Raw genomic sequence first — 20,025 nt, forward strand, 5'->3', positions numbered from 1 at the left:
TTTAGTCTTCTCTTGTAACAACATCTAATTTGCCTGTTTCGGGGTCAATAACAAGTCCGTGAACTTTTACTTCCTTTGGCAACAGCGGATGATTACGAATTATCCCTACGCTCTGTGTTACAGAGTCTTCGATTTTTTCAAAGCCATGGAACTCTTTGTGAAGATTAATACCAGAATGCTCCAGGGTATGTAACGTTTCCTCTGGTATTCCACGATCCAGCATAGACTGTTGTAATGCTTCTGTATCTACGTTGGACATTCCGCAGCCATGGTGCCCGATAACAACAACTTCCTCTGCTTTTAAACTATAAATTGCTACAAGTAAACTTTTCATAATACTGTCAAATGGTTTTCGGATAATTGCTCCGGCATTTTTAACCATTTTCACATCACCATTACGAATATTCAATGCTCTTGGAAGCAGCTCTACTAAACGGGTGTCCATACATGTAAAAATGACCATCCGTTTATTTGGGAACTTGTCCGTTGTATATTCTTCATATCCTTTACTATCGACAAATTTTTCATTGAAATCTAAAAGTTGATCTAAATTCATTTTCTCATCTCCTTAACTAAAAATAATAGCACGTAATATAAAATATGAAAATAAATAGAATGTTAAAATCGGTTATAAAATTTAATGAATAAGTTAAATGAAAGGTCTAAATCTGGCGTCAAAGTGCGGTTAATCGCATTTCTATCAAAAATCTTTGCAAATGTATATTATCATTTATCCCTTTTTATGAAGGTAAGCAAAAGGACATAATTTATATACTATATCGGGATAAACAGCAGTGAAAAAATAATATATAATTTTGATAAAATTAAAAAAACAATTGACTTGCGATTTGGAAAAATATATAATGATAAGGCATTCAATTTTCAAATAAATGAGAAAAGGAGGATAACACAAAATGAATAACTTACAGCATCAAATTAATCAAACGAATCAATCTAACCAATTAAAACAGAATATGATTTTGTGGCCTCCAAAAACAAAAGGATGCTTTTTCTTCTAAATTTCTGGGGAGAAAAGTGCGTGTATGGCCGCGAATTTCCATGTGGCCGGCTGATAAGGGGATAAATAGGTTTTTTATAAGCATATGCCGACAAATGGTATATGCTTTTTTGGTGCTTTTTTAAACAGAAAATGGAATGTAAACAAATTTAATGGAAAAAGTTTAAGATGTAGGATGCTACATAGAAAGCAGGTGAAAAGATGTTTGCGGTTTTTAAGAAATTAAGCTGGTTTTTTGCACATTATTGGAAACGATATACATTTGCAATTATAGCGTTAGTTCTTGCGAGTGCAATTGGATTAATCCCTCCAAAATTAGTGGGATATATTATAGATCATATTCAATTTGAAACGTTAACGGCGCAAATCCTGACAGCAGTTATCGCAGGATATATAGTATTGCTTATTGTGCATTATATTATTTCATATTTATGGGATTATACACTTTTTGGCGGAGCTGTTATTTTAGAACGCTGGATGCGGAGTAAGCTGATGAAGCATTTTCTATCCATGTCACCGACATTTTTTGGGAAATACCGGACTGGTGATTTAATGGCCAGGTCGACTAATGATTTAAAAGCAATCAGCCTGACAGCAGGTTTTGGAGTACTGACGCTGATTGACTCCAGTATATTTATGCTGATGATTATTGCAGTAATGGGGTTAACAATCAGCTGGCCTCTTACTATTGCTGCTTTACTCCCTCTGCCAATCATGGCGGTCATTATGAATTTTTACGGCAGCGCAATCCACCAGCGTTTTACGAAAGCTCAGGAGGCTTTTGGAGAAATGAATAACAGTGTCCTGGAATCCATACGCGGTGTTCGGGCTATCCGGGCATTTGTTCAGGAGGAGCACGAGAAAGAACGGTTTGAGGATATGACGAAGGATGTGTATGACAAAAATATAGAAGTTGCTAAAATTGATGCTTTATTTGAACCGACGATGAAAATTCTGGTCGGGTTGTCTTACACCATTGGAATTGGTTACGGGGCAATGCTTGTCTTTGAAAACAGATTGACTTTAGGAGACCTTGTTACCTTTAATGTCTATTTAGGAATGCTGATTTGGCCAATGTTTGCAGTGGGAGAGCTGATTAATATCCTGCAGCGGGGAAACGCATCCCTGGACCGGGTAAATAAAACATTATCCTATACGCCGGATGTCCGGGATGTGCTGGAGCCGAAGCTGGTTGAAACGGTTAAAGAAATCTGTTTTCAGGATGTATCCTTTAACTATCCAAATACGGCAGAGAAGGCTTTAAAGGGAGTTTCCCTGGATGTGCAGGTTGGAGAGACCATTGGTGTTGTCGGGAAAACAGGAGCAGGAAAAACAACGTTATTTAAATTAATGCTGAGACAGTATCCGGACGTACAAGGAAATATACTCATCTCCGGAGAGAAAATAGAAACCATTCCATTAAAGCAAATCCGTGATTGGATAGGGTATGTACCACAGGATCAAATGATGTTTTCCAAAACAATCCGTGAAAATATTCAATTCGGTAAGGAAGCTGCGACAGATAAAGAAATATTCCATGCGCTTGAGCTTGCGTATTTCTCAAGTGACATTCTGCAGCTGCCTGAAGGATTGGATACCCAGGTTGGGGAGAGCGGGATTACATTATCAGGAGGACAAAAGCAGCGAGTAGCTTTGGCACGGGCTTTTATTAAAAATCCGGAGGTTCTTATTTTAGATGATTCCTTATCTGCAGTGGACGGCAAGACGGAAGCAGCAATTATTGCTCATCTAAAAGAGGAACGCAAAAATAAAACCACATTTATAGCTGCACATCGCTTATCTGCTGTAACACATGCTGATCATATTATTGTTCTGGAGGACGGCAGGATTGCAGAAGAAGGAAGTCATGAGCAGTTAATGAAAGAAAAAGGCTGGTACTATACACAATACGTTCAGCAGCAAATGGAAGAGGAGGTGTAAGAATGAAGAAGAGTACAGAGCGGCGGTTATTTCAATATGCCTTAAAATATAAAAAAGGAATTATTATCGGTCTTATCTGTTTAGTCATAGCTGTTGCTTTGGAGCTTGCCGGTCCTTTGATTGCCAAACGGGTTATTGATGATCATATTTTAGGTGTGGAGGGCTATTGGAAAGCAGTGGAATCAGCCGATGATACAGCGGCTCCTTATCATGGCGTGTTATTAAAACGGTCAGATCGTATTTCAGAGGAAGATATTCTCTCTGGGGATACTTATACTTTGTTGCAAATCGGTATTTCCTACTACATTTTTGAAGGGGAACTGCCGTTGACAGGACAACGGGAGATGAATGATGACGAATTAACTATCGAATTAAATGATAACGTTGTTCATGTTGAAGGAGAGCGTTTATCTGTTCAAGAAGCGTATCCATTTTTTGAACCGGAGAAAACACCAATTATCTGGTTATTGGTATTATATATGGTTTTATTAGTGATCGCTGGTGTTTTTCAGTTTTATCAGACATTTTTATTGCAAAAGTCTGCAAATCAGATTGTAAAGCAGATGCGGACGGATTTATTTGCACACACAGAGCGGCTGCCGATTAATTATTATATTGATCAGCCGGCTGGAACGATTGTTGCGAGAATTACAAATGATACCGAAGCAATTCGTGATTTATATGAGCGTGTTTTATCTATTGTTGTTACCAGTTTAATATATATGGCTGGAATCTTTGTTGCTTTATTTATTTTAGACCCTAAGCTTGCAGCACTCTGCCTGCTTGTCATTCCTTTATTATACGGATGGATGCAGCTTTATAAGTATTTTGGCAGTAAGTATAATAAGGTCATTCGAAAAACAATCAGTCAAATTAATGGGAACATCAATGAAGCAATTCAAGGAATGCCGATTATTCAGGCTTTCAATAAGGAAAAAGCGGTAAAAGAGGATTTTGAAGTATTAAATAACCGTAATTATACATTTCAAAAGAAATTGATCCGCTTAAGTGCGTTAACATCGTATAATTTAGTAACCGTATTTCGTAACATAACATTTGTCGGCTTCATCTGGTATTTTGGATCTTCTTCCTTTGATACGGCAAGTATGATTTCTATCGGTGTTCTATATGCTTTTGTGGATTATATTAACCGTTTATTTGAGCCGGTGACGGATATTGTGAACCAGCTCCCGTTAATTGAACAGGCAAGAGTAGCAGGCAGCCGGGTATTTGAACTGCTGGATCAGCCTGCTGAAGAAACAGATAACACCGAAATTGACAAGTATAGAGGAACTATTTGCTTTGACCACGTATATTTTGCTTATCAAAAAGAAGATTATGTTCTAAAGGATATTTCTTTTAAGGTAGATGCCGGCCAGACAACTGCCTTTGTAGGTCATACAGGTTCAGGGAAAAGCTCTATTATGAATTTACTGTTCCGTTTTTATGATCCGCAAAAAGGAAGGATTACCATAGACGGGATGGCCACATCTTCTTTATCCAGACAGCAGGTCCGTAGTCATATGGGGATCGTTCTTCAGGATCCGTTTTTATTCTCTGGTACTATTTTGAGTAATGTAACAATGCAGGATGAAAAAATTACAAGAGAAACAGCAATTGCTGCATTAAAAGCGGTGGGGGCAGACCGGTTTATTGAAAAGCTGCCGAATGGCTATGAGGAAGAGGTAACTGAAAATGGGTCTACCTATTCATTGGGCGAGAGACAATTAATTTCCTTTGCACGGGCGCTCGCCTTTGATCCATCTATCTTAATCCTGGATGAAGCGACAGCAAATATTGATACAGAAACAGAGCTGTTGATTCAACATGCACTTGAGGTGCTGAAAAAAGGAAGAACAACACTTGTTATCGCTCACAGGTTATCAACCATACAGCAGGCAGATCAAATTATTGTTCTGGATAAGGGAACTATTATTGAGCAGGGGAACCATGATACACTGATTGCAGAGCGCGGGTCATACTATCAGATGTATCAAATGCAGCAAGGGTCCTTGAAGGTTAGTGTTTAAAATAAAATCGAATGATTGTCAAAAGAAGGCTCATATATTCTTAAACAAAAGAGTATATGAGTTTTTTAAATAGAAAAAAAGGCTGCTTTTAATAATATTTGTTAAAATAAAGATGATTGATTTACAAGCAGAAGGGAGGCTGGGTGTTGTACAGTCAGGATGAAGATGACCGAACAAATAAACAGATGGATGAAGACTTAATTGAAGATATAGATGATGAGGAAATGCATGAACTGGTTATGCAGGCGAAGGCAGAAGCGTTGGCAAGAGCACAAGCAGAAAAAAATGAGCCTAAACCAAAGCGGCGATTTTCAAAGATAATAACAATTTTGATAGCTGTTGCAATGACTTTTTATGTCATTTCATTATTCCCCAGAGTCATATCCATTCCTGCTATAGAGTTTCTCCAGGCATCCAGCCGCTTATCGCAGGATGAAGAAGTGGCAGCATACAAAGAGGCAGTAGTTGTTATTGAAGCAGGGGATAGTAAAGGAACAGGATTTGCTATCTCTGAGGAAGGGACGATTTTAACGAATTATCATGTCATTGAAGATAATCAGAGTGTTACTGTAGCTTTCCCTGAAGAAGGTCTATTTCAAGGAGAAGTAGTAGAAGAGTATCCCGAGATTGATTTAGCAGTTGTTGAAGTTGACGGTGAAAACTTTCCATATTTAACTTTAGAGGAAGATGCTTCTGTAGAACATGGAGATTATATTCGCTTTATAGGTAATCCATTATTTTTCAATGGAATTGCCAATGAAGGTACTGTATTAGGTCCATTGCAGCTTTCCAGCTGGGAGCTGGAGGTCATGATGATCAAAGCCCCTGTGTATCGCGGGAATAGCGGCAGTCCTGTAATTAATGAAGAAGGCTACGTGATTGGAGTTGTTTTCGCAACATTGAATCACGAGGAGCATGGACGTGTAGGTCTTTATGTGCCTATAGATTATTTTACAAATTATTAACAATCCAAATAGAGCTGTTTAATTCCCCGGTAAAAGGGTATTAGATAATAAAACCTTTTACGGGGGTGTTTTTATGTTTCTCGGCTCAACATTAACAAATTTAAATATTCATGCTGTAGACGGAGAAATAGGAAAAGTAAAGGATTTATACTTTAATGATGATTGGGAGTTACGATTTATTATTGTGGATACAAGAAAATGGCTGCCCGGCAAGAAAGTTCTTTTGCCTTTCCATGTACAAGAGGAGATTAATTTAGAGGAAGGCTATATGAAAGTAGACAGACATAAAGAAACGATTCGCGAAAGTCCTAAAGTTCCAGAAGATAATGATTTAATTTCGTCTTATCAAGGAACTGTATTAGATTATTTTGGCTGGAATAATTATAAGGAAAATGCTGTGCTTGACTCAGATCATGGTCCGGTAACAACTGGTAATAATGAATACAATAACGGAGACATACCACCGGAACCGGATCTGGCTGCACCGGATGAGGGACAGAATGATAACCTTAGAAGTATTGATGAATTTTTGGAGTTTAAAGTACATGCAAAAGACGGTAAAATTGGTATGCTGGACGATGTTATTTTAACAGAAGATGGAAGGATACAGTATCTAGTTGTAAATAGCAGCGAAAGCTATGTAGAAAACAGCTTATATTTATATCGGGCTGATCAGGTAACATCTGTAGATTGGTTTGAAAAAGATTTGTATTTAGATGATTCTGTAAAAGGCATGGAGCTGGTAACACCATTTAAAAACAAAGAAGAAGTATTCCAACATTTAAATCATTCATAAATGACTTTATATTATTTGCAGTAGATACTTTTTTTGTTCTATTAGACACCGATTTACTTGCGAAGTTAATAAAAAATGGCAAATGTTATATAAGCTGAAAAAAGTATAGCTTTTTTATATTAATAAGAGGATTGCCCCTATGGTAATCCTCTTTATTAATATGCCAGGTGACGGAAGATATCCAGATAATGAAAAATTTGTCATTATCCAATCAGATAAGTATTACCTGGTAAGCTTTATTATTTAAGCACTCTCTCAATTTTTACCAGAGATTAAGAAAGAAGATTCTTTATTTTTTCATAAATATTCCTTGATTAAATATTTCTTACAAACTTCTACATTGTTCTGCTATATTTTACAAAAATATTGATTTCCGTCATATTAATTTAAATGAAATGTTATTCATTTGTGATAGTAAGTGCTGTGATTATAGGGTAGTATTATGTATACGGCATTATGAAGGCTGTATATATATAACCAATAAAATTGATTTTTATTGCTGACTAAAACAATTTATTCGTTTTAATTATAAATAATTAAGAAAGACAAAAAAATGGAGATTATTTAATATGAGAATAGAAAATAAAAAGAAACATTTCATAAAAATAAATTTAAAACCCGAAAAAATAAAAATATGTTCGAATAATATGATGATAGGGGGAATCTACCAATGATCATGACAAAGCAGTTAACAGGTACCCCTATTGAAGAAAAAATAGAAGCAATTCAGGCAGGTGATATTGTATTACAAAATGAAATTCTTCAAACATACAAGCCATTTATCGCCAAATGTGTTTCGGAAGTATGTAAAAGATATATTGATCCTAAGAAGGACGATGAATTCAGTGTCGGATTAATGGCATTTAATGACGCTATTTTTTCCTATGAGCAAGATAAGGGCAGCTCATTTCTGTCGTTTGCAAAACTTGTCGTAAAAAGAAAAGTAATTGATTATATTCGTTATCATCAAAAAAGGCCGAATCTGCTATCATTAGATGAAATAAACGATGCGGAGCAGATGGAAAATCCGCTCGTTATTGCTGCCGCAAAAGAAAAACATCAAATAGAAGCGGAAAATATTAAAAGGAAAGAAGAAATAGCTTTATTTAATGAAAAATTAAAAACGTACAAGCTTACATTGGAAGAACTGACGAAGGCTTCTCCTAAGCATAGGGATGCCAGAGAATCTGCGGTTCAGGTAGCTTATATTTTATACCTGGATGGCGAATTAAGTGAGTATGTTTATCGCAAAAAAAAGCTGCCAATCAAGAAATTATTAAAGAAAGTAGAAGTGAGCAAAAAAACATTAGAAAGAAACCGGAAATTTATTATAGCTATTTTTATTGTATTGAGCAGTGAGTATGCTTACCTTAAGGATTACCTTAAGGATTATCTCAAGGATGTGGAATAATGAAAAAAGGAATTGTGATGGAAATCCATCGCAAATATGCCATTTTACTTTCCAAAAATGGCAGTTTTGAAAAGGGGATTATTTTAACGGAGAATGCCGAAATAGGGGACGAGGTTATTTTTCAGCCGGTATATGAAAAATTCGAATGGAAAAGATGTTGGGGAAAATCACATATTACTGTAAGATTATCTGCAATTTTCATCCTGGCCTTGTTGCTTTTCGGTTTTCCTCTGTTTAAAACAGGGTTAAGCGATACAGAAACCCATGCTTATGTTGCCATTGATATAAACCCCAGTCTTGAATTGGAATTGAATGAGGACTTAATTGTTACAGATGTCAATGCATTAAATGAATCTGCATGCGAGTTGATAGACGAGGTAAGCAGTATTCAGGACGAGCCGATTACCTCTGTTTTAGCCAGTATTGTTGATGAAAGTGAAGATAAGGGTTTTGCAGATCATAAAACGATGATTGTAGGAATTAGTTATGAGGATCAGTATAGCAAAGATGAAGTCATCACAGAAATTACTCCATACATAGAATCGCTTCCTGATTGGGAGGTTTCAACTTTGATTATTCCAGAAGAGGTCCGGGAAATTGCGCAAAATCAAGATAAATCAATGAATGAAATAATGGCTCTTGAAATGGCAAACGGTGAAGAAGGTGAAATAGAACAGGTGAATGATGTTATAACAGACTCAGAAGAAGATAGTGCTATTATTGATTTTTTCTATGGAGAACAAGAGTCTGAGGCTGATGTTGACCGTTCTATCGAGCAAGATGAAGATCCTGCGGAACAACGAAATAATAAATTTACAGATGATGTACCTAACTTAGATGATGACGAGAAGGATGAGGAACAAAGCCAACAGGCTGATACAACTCAAGAAGTTGAGGAGGAGCCGGATCAAGACCACTCTTTCAAGGATGGTAATATGATACAGGAGTTAGAGAAGCCGTCGGAAAATGATACAAATATTGAATATAACCAGTATAAGGAAATAGAACAGTACAACAAGGAAAAGGAAGAAAATAAAAAGCCAGCTGATGTATTCTATGCGCAAAAAAAGGTAAATGTATTTCCAGAAGAAACAGAGAAAAATGTAAACAGGCATGAACAAGAGCAATATAATTCTCGAAACGAAACACAGGCTGGTGAAGACGAAGAAGATGCGGATATAGAACAGGATGAGCTTCCTCCTGTTCAGGAGGAAGAAACAGAGCCTGAAATAGTCACATACACAGGGTAAGGTTGTAAGCAGATGTAAGCCAAAATTATTTGACCGGCATCTGCTTAATAAGCAAGTAAATTATTCAACTTCATACATCCATGGACTGCTGATTTGGAGTGCATGTTCTAAATAGTAAAGCAGTGTATCATGAGATTGTTCAACGTTTTTTTGACTGGATGAATGGTGGTAATCGTAAAGAAAACGTTCAATTTTTTTTGCAAGTAAATCATCATCTGTCCGTGACATTAACAAAAATAAATTATCCCACTGTCCCCATATAGTGTAGTATAAAGCTTTGTCGTAATCAGGCATCTCAGGTATCAAAATTATCACTCCTTTATAAAGAAGGAAGACCATCTTAATATAGACAGGCTAAGTTAAAAAGGTAAATTACCTCGTTTATATCTTCTCCATTGCTCATTAAATATCCCTGCTACTTTCATGGTCTCGTTTCCAAAAATTAACGTTATTTACATGCATAAATCCTTACCTGCCTATCCATAATAAAGGCAAACAGGTAAGGAGGAATGAAAATGAAATTACGCTTATTTGCAGTTTTAACTGTTCTTATGATGGTGCTAGTAGCTTGTCAAAATACGGATAATGGGGATACGAATCCTAACGATAACGAGGGAAATGTAGAGCCGACACGATATCAGGGGCATAACATGGGTGATGATGCAAGGAATCAGGGCCGTGACCATACGTTAGAAAGAGTATCTGACCGTAACGGTGACGCGGATTACGATGTCTCCAAAGAGGCAGCTGAAAAAATAGCAGCTGAAATGGATGACATTGACAATGCTTATGTATTAACAACAAAAAATAATGCTTACGTTGGAGCTAATTTAGACACTGGCAATAATGAAGCTGGGCATGACAATGGTAATGGAATGGAAGTAACTGATGATGTAAAAGACAAAATTGCAGATATCGTCCGTTCTGTTGATCCATCTATCGATAACGTTTATGTAACAACTAACCCAGACTTTTTGGATCTGGCGGACAGATATGTAAACGATATGGATAATGGTCATCCGGTAGAAGGCTTCTTTGATCAAATCGGCAGCATGATTGATCGTGTTTTCCCAGATGCGAAATAATACTGCAGCACCATTGATTAGTAATTTTTCCACAAATTAATGTGATAAAAATCCAATTCCGTCAGCTTTAAAGCAGGAATTGGATTTTTATTTTCTGATGGAAGACTTGTGTGAAAAGTATAAAAAGGATGTACCGGCGTATGGATAGCACCGCTCTCTACTTTTCTTTGACGTTTTTTTCATGTATGATATATAAAGGTTCAAAGCACTGCAATTTTTGAAATACAAGGAAGTTTTAAGGCATGATATATGAGAAGCAGCAGAGATTCCAGCTTGTAAAGAAATTTAACAGGGCTGGGCAGCCGGTTGCTTTCTGGAAGGCACAAAAATATTGAACCATCAAAAGCACAGCATGAAGTATTCGAATAAGGATATGAGGCAGTTACGTAATACATTAATTTATTATAGGCAGCTGTTTATTTTAATTACATAATGTTGAAGGAGGAAATAAAATTATGAGCGAAAAAGCAATTGCTTACTTAAAAGAAAATCAGGAAGCATTACTAAAAAAATTATATGAATTCTTAGAAATTCCGAGTGTAAGTACAGACCCGGCACACAAGGATGATGTACATCGTGCTGCTGATTTTTTAACCGGGTATTTAAATGAGCTGGGATTTGAAAGCGTAGAAAAAATGGAAACAAAAGGCCATCCGCTTGTCTATGCTGAATATACAGCAGCCGGACCTGAGGCACCAACAGTTTTACTTTATGGTCATTATGATGTTCAGCCTGTTGATCCAATCAATTTATGGGATAGTGAGCCCTTCCAGCCAGAAGTGCGTGATGGAAGAATCTATGCCCGTGGATCAAGTGATGATAAAGGGCAAACTTTCATGCATCTTGCTGTTTTTGAAGCGTTTTTGAAAACGGAAGGGAAGCTTCCGATGAATGTAAAGGTTTGTATTGAAGGGGAAGAAGAAATTGGCAGTGAGAATCTTTATGAACTTCTGCACGAGAAGAAAGAGCAATTCCAGGCAGATTTTGCAGTTATTTCTGATTCTGGTATGGCAGAAAAAAATCAGCCGACTATTTTGTACGGTTTAAAAGGCTTTACAGGGATTGAAATTACATTAACAGGACCGGACCATGATCTTCACTCTGGTATGTACGGTGGAGCAGTCCGAAATCCTTTAATGGCAATGAGTCATTTGCTGGCATCTATGAAGGATGAGGAGGAAGTCATTACTGTTGCTGGTTTTTATGACGGCGTGAAGGATTTGACACCAGATGAAAGAGAGCTTATGGAGAAAGCTCCGGGAGAAGACTTTGTAGAAGCGACAAACATTCCGGAAACAGTATCTGAAAAAGGGTATACAGCGAAAGAACATACCATGGGCAGACCGACATTAGAAGTGAACGGACTATTTGGAGGCTATCAGGGAGAAGGTACGAAGACAATTATTCCTTCTACAGCAACAGCCAAAATTACATGTCGTCTTGTCCCTGGCCAGGACCCACGGGATGTCCAGGAAAAATTAGTAAACCATATTCATAAACATGCTCCTTCGGGTGTCCATGTTCATGTGGAAAAGGAAAAGCTCTCTGCAAAAGCATATAAAGTAGAACCGGATCATCCATTAATTAAAAAAGCAGCCAAAAGCTATACAAAAGCATTTGGAAAAGAAACAGTTTTCCTGAGAATGGGAGGCTCCATCCCTGTAGTGGAATGGCTGGAAGCTGCTTATCAATATCCAATTGTTCTTTTAGGATTTGGTACACCGGAAGACCGGCTTCATTCGCCAAATGAAAGCTTTCCGGTTGACAGCTTCGAAAAGGGTATGGAAACATTAGCTTATTATTGGAGCGAGCTGTAATATATTGTAAGTGTTGAAAAAAGATCAGCTTTCGATCGGTTAGTACTGGTTAAGGCTGATCTTTTACAAAGGATAAAGAATAATATCAGATTTAAAGAAAATACAGTATTTATTTGTACTTGTGATGTCAGTCATACATATAACGGATGTGTGTTTAGGACACATTAGATTTGTTTTATTTAAAAAGGGGAAATAAATAATAATTAGAATAGAGAGGGGTAAAGCGTATGGAGACAGCAATTATTACTGGGGCTTCGAAGGGGTTAGGTGCAGCGCTTGCAAAACTTTTTTTAGAGTCCGGAATAAATGTAGTGGGGATTTCCAGAACAGATAATACCAAATTATATGCATATGCTAAAGAAAACAATGCCGATTATAATTATGTGGCATGTGATCTATCTGAGAAAGCTTCCATACAGAAAGCAATGGAAGGCCTTGATGAAACTTTATTTAAAGATAATAGTGTGTCGAAAGTATACTTAATTAATAATGCAGGCTTAGTTGATCCGATTGATCGTGCCGAGAATATTGAAATAGATGATTTAATGAGACAAGTTCATGTAAACACAGTTGCACCGATGATTTTAACGAACCATTTCTTAGAGAAAGCATCAGAAAATAATGTTCAGCTTATCGCAGCAATAGTGACCTCGGGAGCAGCTGTAAAACCAAAGTATGGATGGAGCGTATATTGTTCTACAAAGGCCAGTATGAATATGTATACGCAGACAGTTGCTTTAGAACAGATGGAACAAGAAACAGAGCATGCTATCATTGCATTTAGCCCGGGAGTCATGGATACAGGAATGCAAAAGACAATTCGTGCCAGCTCAGAGGGTGCATTTAAAGATGTAGAAAGCTTTCGCGCATTAAAAGAGAATAATCAATTAAAGGATGCAGACATTATCGGTGGTGTATTGATTGATATCCTAATGGATGAACATTTAGAAAACGGAAAAATTTATGATGTCCGGGAGTATATTTAAAAAAATGGTCATTCGCCTTCCCAATTTGGATGAAGCTGCATAAGTTAAAGTAGTTCAGATAGAGGAGGTTATACACATGGGTAGAGAAGAATGTTGTGAAGATCGTCAAAGCTTCGGCTCAGCTGGCTTTGCGTTATTAGTTGTGTTATTTATCTTGTTGATTATTATTGGAACTGCGTATTCAGGCGGCAACCAGTGTTACACTGGCGGGTATTACTGTTAATTATTAAAAAAAGACTTGCCGGGTTATATTCCCGGCAAGTCTTTTTACATGGTTTGGAAAGTATAAAATTTTAGCTGATGCCTTTAGAGAGACTGTAATTGTGATCGCAACGACGAAATTTGATGCCGTAAAATTATAAAACAGCAAATATAAGAAAAGCTGCAGATTTGCTATTGGAAAAGCGAATGTGATTTTTAGATTAACTATCCAGTTTCTGCAACGTTTCCAAGGTTACTTTTTTCCGTAAATAAGTTTTTGCAATATCTGTTAAAGCTCCTACTGCAATCAGCAGAATGAGCATTATCAGATAAACATTCTTAATATTTGTATTCCAAAGTACAAGTGTTATAATACCAAAAACAGCTGTCTGCACAAGGGAAATAAAAAATGGTGTAAATCTTCCTTTAAATAATTCCTGTTCATCTGTCCAGTGAAGCTTTGGACTAAACACATCGATAAGAAAGTTAATAATTACTGCCAAATAATTATACAATAAGGAAATACCTATCCAGCCGATTAATATATGAATCGGGATATTTACATAAATTCCAACACAGGTAATAAGTGTAAATGGTATGAGCGGAATAAGGTAAGCAACCAGTAATTTTGCAAAAATTAAATGGTGAAAAGGGATAGGCAGGAATAAATTTATTTTTCGGCCTGCTCCATCTCTGGAAATAGCGGTAAATGCTGTAGCATTGGCACTTAGCATAATAATTGAGAACATAAATAAGATAAGAAACAGATTTTTTTCCGCTGTAATAGAGCCCAGTGATGACAAACCTTCTCCCAGGTCTAAAAACAGAATAACAGTTATAAATACAGGAAAGAACAATGGCTGAACAACAAACTGCATTAAAAAAGCCGGGGTTCGAATAATAATTTTTATATCCTTCAGTATATATGTTTTTAAAATGGAACGCTCTTTTGTTAATTTATGTGAGGCTTTCTCAGATAATTTTCCTTTACTTCCTGAACTCATGCCTCTTACACCCTTCAGATAAAAGTGGTGGCCTGCCAGGATAAATAACAATGCCGTGATTGTAAAAATAGCCAGAAGGGCCGCAAGAGCCGGCAAGCCTGACCAGCTGCCGGCGAAATGAAGGCTGAGTGCACCAAAATAGGCAGGTGGAAAAATCATTGTAATCATTTTCAATATACCTTCCTGCTCCTGCATATAGACAGTGAAGGTATTCATGAGCGCCGCATCATCTAAATTTAAGCGGACAAGCACATTAATCAGAATAACAAATAGCAGGGAACCGGCACCCATAAAGATTTTGGAACGGTCTTTATTTTTGGCAATATTTACGTATCTCATAACGAACATAAGTATAACCGCTACAATAGTAAACGGAATAATTGGGAAAACAATAAACAAAATAAGACCATAAACATAAAATAGAATAGGCGCATTGCTGATGCTTCCGTAAATAAACAGAAATGGAATAAAAATAACTGCCGATATTAAGTAATTGTAAATTAACGGATTTGCTGCTTTGCCAATTAATAATTGATGAGGATGTAAAGGTAACGGGATGTATGCTGTAATATCATCTGAAAAATAAAATGCTGATAAAATGGTGATAAAAGAAAAGAAGAGCAGTACAGCGGTAATAAAAAGAAATGCTAGACCAAGCAGCATGCTTTCCTGGTTTACCTCTGCCAGCAAGTGATAAACATTTTCAATAATTGAACGGAAGACCTGCATCATTATTATAAGGAAAAATGGAATCAGAATAACAACAAGTAAACCATAAATCCATGTATTACTCTGTTTGCTGGTGGACGAATATTGCATTTTTAACATAATTTTAGTTACTATCCATGTGTTACGCATCATTTGTCAACTCCAAAAATACATTTTCAAGTGACTGGTCTGTTTGATATTTTGCCTGGAGCTCTTCAATCGTTCCATAAAATAACAGCTTTCCGTGATTAATAATAGCTACTTCATCGCAGATCTGCTCAACAACCTCCAGACCATGACTGGAGAAAAAGACAGTATTTCCTTTGTCAGCATGCTCTCGCATCATTTGCTTTAAAGCATGTGAGGATTTTGGGTCCAGTCCAGTTAACGGTTCATCTAAAATCCAAATGTCGGGATCATGCAGAAGAACAGATGTAACCATTATTTTTTGCCGCATTCCATGGGAATAACTCTGAATATAATTTCCGAGCGCATGATCGATTGCGAATTGTTCTGTATAGTATTTGATTTTCTCCTGCCGTATTTCTTCAGGAACCTGATAAATATCAGCAATAAAATTAAGATATTCTAACCCTTTTAATCTTAGAAAGATATCTGAACGGTCAGGAACAAATCCGAAAATTTTTTTTGCTTTTAAAGGCTCCTTGTCAATATCAATATCATTTAGCGTAATTGTTCCCTTATCAATTGGTAAAATCCCCGTCATCATATTGATGGTAGTAGATTTACCTGCTCCATTTGGTCCAAGGAAGCCGACAATCTTCCCATCAGGAATGGTTAATGTTAAATTATCAATAATTTGATTCTTCCCATCAAAGCTTTTATTAATTTGAGATATTTCTATCATTGGAAAGCCTCCATTTCTGTTAATAGAGTAAAAAACTAAAATAGCAAGAAAAAATATATCTTTATCGTAACACGCTGTTTAAGTTTAGCAAAATAGGAATTTTCTAACTTTAACCACAAAAAATTGTTCCTGAAAGTATTACTCAATTTATACAACAAGAATATGGACTTTCATAAGGATGAGAAAGTTAACTTTCTGTTCGTTTTAGAGCGGTTGTGTTAAAATTTACAATGGACTATGGATACGAAACAGCATTTAAAATAAGCTTATTACCCATAAAGTATTGCGTATATAGAACATAGAAAGGAAGAAAAGTAAATGATAACTAGAAAAAGTAAACGAGAAGTACAGCAAATGCAGGAAGCTGCGGATTTGCTGGTGGCAACACATAAAGAAATTGCAAAGCGTATTAAACCGGGTGTTACTACACTGGAATTAGATACGTTTGTGGAAAAATTTTTAGAGGAGCATGGTGCAACACCGGAGCAAAAAGGCTATAACGGTTATCCTTATGCAATCTGTGCTTCCTTAAATGACGAAATCTGTCATGGATTCCCAAATGATATGCCTTTAAAAGACGGTGACATTGTGACGGTGGACATGGTCGTTAATTTAAATGGAGGGCTTGCAGACTCTGCTTGGACATATGCAGTTGGAAATGTAGACGAAAAAGGGCAGAAGCTGATTGATGTGACAAAAGAAGCGTTATATAAAGGAATTGCTCAGGCGAAACACGGAAATCGTTTAGGTGATATTGGCCATGCCATCCAGTCTTATGCCGAAGCGGAAGGATTTTCTGTTGTACGTGACTTTACTGGCCATGGAATTGGACCTACCATTCATGAAGATCCACATGTTCCACATTACGGATTGCCAAATAAAGGTATCCGTCTAAAAGAAGGCATGGTTATTACAATTGAACCGATGATTAATGAAGGTGACTGGCGCAGTAAGATGGATGATAACGGGTGGACTGCCAGAACAGTGGATAAAGGCCGTTCTGCACAATTTGAACATCAAATTGTTATCACGAAGGATGAAGCGATTATTTTAACAGAGCAGGATAAATAATTTTTAGAAATAGAAAAATCCCCAATGAGAGTGTTGAAACGCTCGTTCATTGGGGATTAACTTTTACTTTTTAGCTGTTCTCGCGCCAAATAAAATAGTGATTATTGGACTTAACAAGCAGAAAAATGCAAACGGCAGGTAAGCCAATACAGGAACACCGAGGACATCTGCGATAAACACACCGCACACACTCCAGGGAACGAGCGGGTTAATTACAGTTCCAGCGTCCTCTAAAGTTCGCGATAGTGCTTTCTTTGTTAACCCAGCGCGTTCATAAATCCGTTGAAATGTTTCTCCGGTTAACAGGATGGATAAATACTGTTCTCCGATAAAAACATTCACACCAATGGCTGTACCGGCAGTTGAAGCAATGATTGATCTCGTTCTTTTGAGCCGTGTTTGAAGTGCATCCAGTATTGTGGGCAGTAGACCAGTAACAAACAATAACCCGCCAAAGCTTAAAGCAAGGAGCACAAGGGCAATAGTGAAAAACATACTTTCCATACCGCCTTTTGTTATTAATTCATTAACAGGCTCGAAGTCTGAACCGCCAGTATACCCTTCAAACCAAGCTTTTGGGACGTCACTTAATGGAAATTTATTCACTGCCATAGCTATTATACTGGCAACCAAGCTGCTGATAGACAATGATAAGAAAGCAGAAAGCTTAAAGATAGTACAAACGATTAATACAATCAATGGAATCCAAGAGCTCCAATGAATCAATCCTGTAGCCTGTAAAGCATCCTGATATTGCGCAATATTATTGTTGGCATAGGATTTACCTGGTGATAAAATTGCAAAAGCAATAAAAGATATAATAAAAGCAGGAATAGTAGTTAAACTAATATGTTTAATATGCTCAAATAAATCTACCCCGACAATAGCTGAAGCAAGATTGGTCGTATCGGATAAAGGTGACATCTTATCACCAAAAAAAGCTCCAGAAACAATTGCGCCCGCTGTAATTGCTAAAGAAGCATCCATTGCTCCAGCCATTCCAATTAACGCGACTCCGACTGTCGCTGTTGTTGTCAGTGAGCTTCCTAAAGAAATTCCGATAATTGCTGTAATGGCAAATACAATCGCATAGAACCAGGTTGTAGAAATAATAGATAACCCTACCATCATCAGTGCCGGGATGGTGCCGCTAATCATCCAGCTGCTGATTAAAATACCGATAACGAAAAACAAGAATACTGCTCCCATGGCAGAGCCGGCGCCTAAAGCCATTGCGTGCTGAAGAGACTGATAGCTGATTTTGTTCCATAGACCATAACCGATTAAAATAAAAATAGCAATAAGAATTGGGATGTGAGGAGCGGTCTCCAGTACAATCATAAAAAAGCTGATAATACCAACAATCATTATAAAGAAGATGATTGAAACAGCTAATGAAGGATTATGCTTTGCCTCAATTGAATTCATTTTATTTCCTCCTTGAATTTACATTCTATATATCATTATCTTACTTCTATAAAAAATCAGGTGATTATTTTATTCAACAAAAAAACTCCGCCCCTAAAATAGGGACGAAGTATATCTCCGCGTTACCACCCTGCTTGATGCACAAAAGCACATCCACTTGATTGCAGTGACAAGTTTTATTACAAAGTCTGTAATTCAATCCATTATATACCAAGGTTTTCACCACCCACCTTGTCTCTATAAGCTGTCATATAATGATTTACTTCGGACTTTTACTGTCAGAACGATAGAATTGTTAATAATGACTATACAATTAATTTACTGGAATTGTCAATAACAGATTTTGATAATGCTCTAATTTACGTACAAATATAAAATTGTGATTTCAGTCTCGAGTTGTTGACTCTTTGTCTTCTTCATAAGGTTCAATATGAATTAATGCGTGATTAATTCCGTATTCCTTGTAAAGATAGTCTTCAATATGCTCTGTGATAGCATGACTGTCAACGACATTCAGTGTAGGATCCACCAGAATAGTTATATCTAAAAGCTCCTGGTTTCCGTGAATTCTGCCTTTAATATCAACAATATCACGGACATTTTTAAATGTTCGAATAGCATTCTTCATTTCATCCAATTTCTTATAATCAAACCCGTCTGTTAATGTAACAGTTGAGTCTTTAAAAATATCCCAGGCTGTTTTACAAATAATTAATCCAACTAACACAGCAACGACAGGATCTAGCCAGAAAAGCCCAAATTGTGCTCCGATAATACCGATAAATACACCAACACTTACAAAAGCATCAGAGCGGTTATCCATTGCCGCTGCAAAAAGTGCGCTGCTTCCTACTTTTTTTGACAGCTTCAAATTATAGCTGTAAACACCAAGCATAACGAAGGCAGCAAATAGAGCAACCCAGGCTGTCAGCATATCCGGTTGAGAGTAGTTGGATAGATACAGCGTCTGGCTGGCAGTAAATATAACTTGAAGGCCGATAAGCATCATAATAAAAGCTGCAAATAAAGAAGCAATACTTTCTGCCCGGTAATGGCCGTAACGGTGTACGGAGTCTGCTGGTTTCCGTGCTATTTTTAATCCCACTAATACAGCAATGGAAGCGATGATATCTGTAAAGTTATTTAATCCATCTGCCCGCAATCCGTCAGAACTTCCGATGGAAGCAATATAAAGCTTCATAACTGCTAAGAAGATATAAGCAACGATGCTTAACCAGGCGCCCTTTTCCCCGGTTTTTAAGTTTTCATTATGATTATTCATTTTAATCCCACCATATTTTAATATTCATTGTTTAGCGATGAAGAATTCCTTTTAGTTCGTGTTCAAAAAGTCCGATAAATAGGGCCACGAAGTTCAAGGCGACGAATATTTTTCAAACGGAGCGTATGCTTTATAATACGTGAGTATTGAAAAATATTTGTCAA

Annotated in this window: 17 protein-coding genes; 11 read left to right on the plus strand and 6 right to left on the minus strand. The window is 36.9% G+C overall.

The window, feature by feature from the left end; translation table 11 throughout:
• Position 1: 1 nt before the first annotated feature.
• Complete coding sequence (locus MKY30_RS16545; protein WP_147208213.1) at positions 2 to 556, minus strand: beta-class carbonic anhydrase; 555 nt, start codon at positions 554 to 556, stop codon at positions 2 to 4.
• A 663-nt stretch (positions 557 to 1,219) separates the two neighbouring features.
• Between MKY30_RS16545 and MKY30_RS16550 the strand changes: the two genes are divergently transcribed.
• The 6 genes from MKY30_RS16550 to MKY30_RS16575 all read left to right on the plus strand — a co-directional run bounded on the left by MKY30_RS16550 (position 1,220) and on the right by MKY30_RS16575 (position 9,411).
• Positions 1,220 to 2,959 carry an ABC transporter ATP-binding protein gene (locus tag MKY30_RS16550; protein WP_147208212.1) on the plus strand — a complete coding sequence of 580 codons (1,740 nt, stop codon included), beginning with the start codon at positions 1,220 to 1,222 and terminating at the stop codon, positions 2,957 to 2,959.
• Between the two features lie 2 nt (positions 2,960 to 2,961).
• Positions 2,962 to 4,989, plus strand: coding sequence for an ABC transporter ATP-binding protein (locus tag MKY30_RS16555; protein WP_147208210.1), 2,028 nt, complete (start codon positions 2,962 to 2,964; stop codon positions 4,987 to 4,989).
• Between the two features lie 146 nt (positions 4,990 to 5,135).
• Positions 5,136 to 5,954: a S1C family serine protease gene (locus tag MKY30_RS16560; RefSeq protein ID WP_246145008.1), complete on the plus strand. Its 819-nt coding sequence runs from the start codon at positions 5,136 to 5,138 to the stop codon at positions 5,952 to 5,954.
• Between the two features lie 73 nt (positions 5,955 to 6,027).
• The gene (locus MKY30_RS16565) at positions 6,028 to 6,750 is read left to right on the plus strand and encodes a PRC-barrel domain-containing protein (RefSeq protein WP_147208208.1); all 723 of its coding nucleotides are present in this window, start codon (positions 6,028 to 6,030) and stop codon (positions 6,748 to 6,750) included.
• A gap of 670 nt (positions 6,751 to 7,420) precedes the next feature.
• Positions 7,421 to 8,161, plus strand: a complete 741-nt coding sequence (gene sigI / locus MKY30_RS16570) for an RNA polymerase sigma-I factor (RefSeq protein ID WP_341084848.1) — start codon at positions 7,421 to 7,423, stop codon at positions 8,159 to 8,161.
• Complete coding sequence (locus MKY30_RS16575; protein ID WP_341084849.1) at positions 8,161 to 9,411, plus strand: anti-sigma factor domain-containing protein; 1,251 nt, start codon at positions 8,161 to 8,163, stop codon at positions 9,409 to 9,411. Before sigI ends, MKY30_RS16575 begins: the two co-directional genes overlap by 1 nt.
• 60 nt (positions 9,412 to 9,471) lie before the next feature.
• Here MKY30_RS16575 and MKY30_RS16580 read toward each other — a convergent pair whose 3' ends face one another.
• The gene (locus MKY30_RS16580; protein ID WP_147208794.1) at positions 9,472 to 9,705 is read right to left on the minus strand and encodes a YhdB family protein; all 234 of its coding nucleotides are present in this window, start codon (positions 9,703 to 9,705) and stop codon (positions 9,472 to 9,474) included.
• 221 nt (positions 9,706 to 9,926) lie between these two features.
• On the opposite strand from MKY30_RS16580, the gene MKY30_RS16585 reads away from it, so the two are divergent.
• The 4 genes from MKY30_RS16585 to MKY30_RS16600 all read left to right on the plus strand — a co-directional run bounded on the left by MKY30_RS16585 (position 9,927) and on the right by MKY30_RS16600 (position 13,522).
• Positions 9,927 to 10,496 carry a YhcN/YlaJ family sporulation lipoprotein gene (locus tag MKY30_RS16585; protein WP_147208202.1) on the plus strand — a complete coding sequence of 190 codons (570 nt, stop codon included), beginning with the start codon at positions 9,927 to 9,929 and terminating at the stop codon, positions 10,494 to 10,496.
• Positions 10,497 to 10,951: 455 nt separating this feature from the next.
• On the plus strand, positions 10,952 to 12,313 hold the full coding sequence (locus MKY30_RS16590; protein ID WP_156985459.1) for a dipeptidase: 1,362 nt from the start codon (positions 10,952 to 10,954) through the stop codon (positions 12,311 to 12,313).
• Positions 12,314 to 12,540: 227 nt separating this feature from the next.
• Positions 12,541 to 13,299, plus strand: coding sequence for a (S)-benzoin forming benzil reductase (locus MKY30_RS16595; RefSeq protein WP_147208198.1), 759 nt, complete (start codon positions 12,541 to 12,543; stop codon positions 13,297 to 13,299).
• Between the two features lie 76 nt (positions 13,300 to 13,375).
• The gene (locus MKY30_RS16600; protein ID WP_147208196.1) at positions 13,376 to 13,522 is read left to right on the plus strand and encodes a YjcZ family sporulation protein; all 147 of its coding nucleotides are present in this window, start codon (positions 13,376 to 13,378) and stop codon (positions 13,520 to 13,522) included.
• 199 nt (positions 13,523 to 13,721) lie between these two features.
• On the opposite strand, the gene MKY30_RS16605 is transcribed toward MKY30_RS16600, so the two are convergent.
• Together MKY30_RS16605 and MKY30_RS16610 are read right to left on the minus strand one after the other, a co-directional pair.
• Complete coding sequence (locus tag MKY30_RS16605) at positions 13,722 to 15,365, minus strand: putative ABC transporter permease subunit (RefSeq protein WP_341084852.1); 1,644 nt, start codon at positions 15,363 to 15,365, stop codon at positions 13,722 to 13,724.
• The gene (locus tag MKY30_RS16610) at positions 15,355 to 16,080 is read right to left on the minus strand and encodes an ATP-binding cassette domain-containing protein (RefSeq protein WP_156985457.1); all 726 of its coding nucleotides are present in this window, start codon (positions 16,078 to 16,080) and stop codon (positions 15,355 to 15,357) included. Before MKY30_RS16610 ends, MKY30_RS16605 begins: the two co-directional genes overlap by 11 nt.
• Before the next feature lie 318 nt (positions 16,081 to 16,398).
• On the opposite strand from MKY30_RS16610, the gene map reads away from it, so the two are divergent.
• Positions 16,399 to 17,151 carry a type I methionyl aminopeptidase gene (map, locus tag MKY30_RS16615; RefSeq protein ID WP_147208190.1) on the plus strand — a complete coding sequence of 251 codons (753 nt, stop codon included), beginning with the start codon at positions 16,399 to 16,401 and terminating at the stop codon, positions 17,149 to 17,151.
• A 63-nt stretch (positions 17,152 to 17,214) separates the two neighbouring features.
• Here map and nhaC read toward each other — a convergent pair whose 3' ends face one another.
• Together nhaC and MKY30_RS16625 are read right to left on the minus strand one after the other, a co-directional pair.
• On the minus strand, positions 17,215 to 18,579 hold the full coding sequence (nhaC, locus tag MKY30_RS16620; RefSeq protein WP_147208188.1) for a Na+/H+ antiporter NhaC: 1,365 nt from the start codon (positions 18,577 to 18,579) through the stop codon (positions 17,215 to 17,217).
• Between the two features lie 385 nt (positions 18,580 to 18,964).
• Positions 18,965 to 19,861, minus strand: coding sequence for a cation diffusion facilitator family transporter (locus tag MKY30_RS16625; RefSeq protein ID WP_147208186.1), 897 nt, complete (start codon positions 19,859 to 19,861; stop codon positions 18,965 to 18,967).
• Positions 19,862 to 20,025 lie beyond the last annotated feature (164 nt).

It is taken from the genome of Oceanobacillus sp. FSL W8-0428 (assembly GCF_038004405.1).
GTDB classification, from domain to species: domain Bacteria; phylum Bacillota; class Bacilli; order Bacillales; family Amphibacillaceae; genus Oceanobacillus; species Oceanobacillus sojae.

What these genes read in the sequence shown, in the direction of transcription:
- MKY30_RS16600 (WP_147208196.1), top strand. Translation starts at nt 13,376, where the DNA reads ATGGGTAGAGAAGAATGTTGTGAAGATCGTCAAAGCTTCGGCTCAGCT.
- MKY30_RS16550 (WP_147208212.1), top strand. Translation starts at nt 1,220, where the DNA reads ATGTTTGCGGTTTTTAAGAAATTAAGCTGGTTTTTTGCACATTATTGG.
- MKY30_RS16545 (WP_147208213.1), bottom strand. Translation starts at nt 556, where the DNA reads ATGAATTTAGATCAACTTTTAGATTTCAATGAAAAATTTGTCGATAGT.
- MKY30_RS16555 (WP_147208210.1), top strand. Translation starts at nt 2,962, where the DNA reads ATGAAGAAGAGTACAGAGCGGCGGTTATTTCAATATGCCTTAAAATAT.
- MKY30_RS16590 (WP_156985459.1), top strand. Translation starts at nt 10,952, where the DNA reads ATGAGCGAAAAAGCAATTGCTTACTTAAAAGAAAATCAGGAAGCATTA.
- sigI (WP_341084848.1), top strand. Translation starts at nt 7,421, where the DNA reads ATGATCATGACAAAGCAGTTAACAGGTACCCCTATTGAAGAAAAAATA.
- map (WP_147208190.1), top strand. Translation starts at nt 16,399, where the DNA reads ATGATAACTAGAAAAAGTAAACGAGAAGTACAGCAAATGCAGGAAGCT.
- MKY30_RS16605 (WP_341084852.1), bottom strand. Translation starts at nt 15,365, where the DNA reads ATGATGCGTAACACATGGATAGTAACTAAAATTATGTTAAAAATGCAA.
- MKY30_RS16580 (WP_147208794.1), bottom strand. Translation starts at nt 9,705, where the DNA reads ATGCCTGATTACGACAAAGCTTTATACTACACTATATGGGGACAGTGG.
- MKY30_RS16610 (WP_156985457.1), bottom strand. Translation starts at nt 16,080, where the DNA reads ATGATAGAAATATCTCAAATTAATAAAAGCTTTGATGGGAAGAATCAA.
- MKY30_RS16575 (WP_341084849.1), top strand. Translation starts at nt 8,161, where the DNA reads ATGAAAAAAGGAATTGTGATGGAAATCCATCGCAAATATGCCATTTTA.
- MKY30_RS16565 (WP_147208208.1), top strand. Translation starts at nt 6,028, where the DNA reads ATGTTTCTCGGCTCAACATTAACAAATTTAAATATTCATGCTGTAGAC.
- MKY30_RS16625 (WP_147208186.1), bottom strand. Translation starts at nt 19,861, where the DNA reads ATGAATAATCATAATGAAAACTTAAAAACCGGGGAAAAGGGCGCCTGG.
- MKY30_RS16595 (WP_147208198.1), top strand. Translation starts at nt 12,541, where the DNA reads ATGGAGACAGCAATTATTACTGGGGCTTCGAAGGGGTTAGGTGCAGCG.
- nhaC (WP_147208188.1), bottom strand. Translation starts at nt 18,579, where the DNA reads ATGAATTCAATTGAGGCAAAGCATAATCCTTCATTAGCTGTTTCAATC.
- MKY30_RS16585 (WP_147208202.1), top strand. Translation starts at nt 9,927, where the DNA reads ATGAAATTACGCTTATTTGCAGTTTTAACTGTTCTTATGATGGTGCTA.